This is a genomic window from Streptomyces sp. NRRL WC-3742 (assembly GCF_000720635.1).
Lineage (GTDB): Bacteria > Actinomycetota > Actinomycetes > Streptomycetales > Streptomycetaceae > Kitasatospora.
This window is the reverse complement of record NZ_JOCF01000175.1, coordinates 1-779: the sequence shown is the minus strand read 5'-3', so window position 1 is coordinate 779 and position 779 is coordinate 1. Positions and strand designations below refer to the sequence as shown.

The 779-nt window shown below is 66.9% G+C and carries 1 protein-coding gene and 1 pseudogene; both read right to left on the bottom strand.

The features are described from left to right. Window positions 1–468, bottom strand: a 468-nt coding sequence (locus tag IH61_RS45440; RefSeq protein WP_199823450.1) for a transglycosylase family protein, incomplete at its 3' end; no start/stop codon positions are given. A gap of 26 nt (window positions 469–494) precedes the next feature. Beyond that, window positions 495–779, bottom strand: a pseudogene (locus IH61_RS0139910) (hypothetical protein); the annotation flags it as partial.

Below are 779 nucleotides of genomic sequence, written 5' to 3'. Positions count from 1 at the left end.
CCCGCCGGCATCGATCATGCCCGCACCGGTCCAGGTGCCGTCCGTGTTCCGCTGGTTGTCCCACACATTGCCCGCCACCACCGTGTCAAGCCGCATCAGAAACGGGTCCGCCTTGTCAGCGCCCAGCCCGGACTTGGGGCCGCAGTCCCTCCAGGCGTTCTGTCCTTGGGCGGCCAGCACCTTCTGCGCGATGATGATCTGCTGCACCTTGGTGGCCTGGTTGGCGTAGGGCGCGTACCGCTGCCCGCCGAACGCGTTCCAGGTGGAGGCGGCGAACTGGAGGCCGCCGTAGTAGGAGTTGCCGGTGTTGGCGCTCCAGTTGCCACCGCTCTCGCACTGGGCGACCTTGTCCCAGGTGCTGAGAGAGGCTGCGTGCGCCGTCCCCCCGGAGGGGTTCGACCAGATACCCAGGGCAGCTGCGAGGACCAGCGGGACGGCGAGACGATGCTTTCGGAAAATGGTCGACATGACGGACGCTCCACTGATGGTCGGGGTCACTTGAGGAAGCCGGCGGCGGAGATGGCGGTGATGTGGCCGTTGTTGTCGAGGAGGTTGGCTCCGGTCCAGGTGCCGTCGGTGTTGCGCTGGTTCTCGTAGACGTTGCCCCAGAGCACGGTTTCCAGGTGGAGTGTTCCGTCGGCCAGGCCGGTGCCGCAGATGGCGGTGATGCTTCCGTTGCCGTCGAGGAGGTTGGCTCCGGTCCAGGTGCCGTCGGTGTTGCGCTGGTCCTCGTAGACCTTTCCGGCGACCAGGGTCTGGAGGTGCAGGGTGCCGTCCGT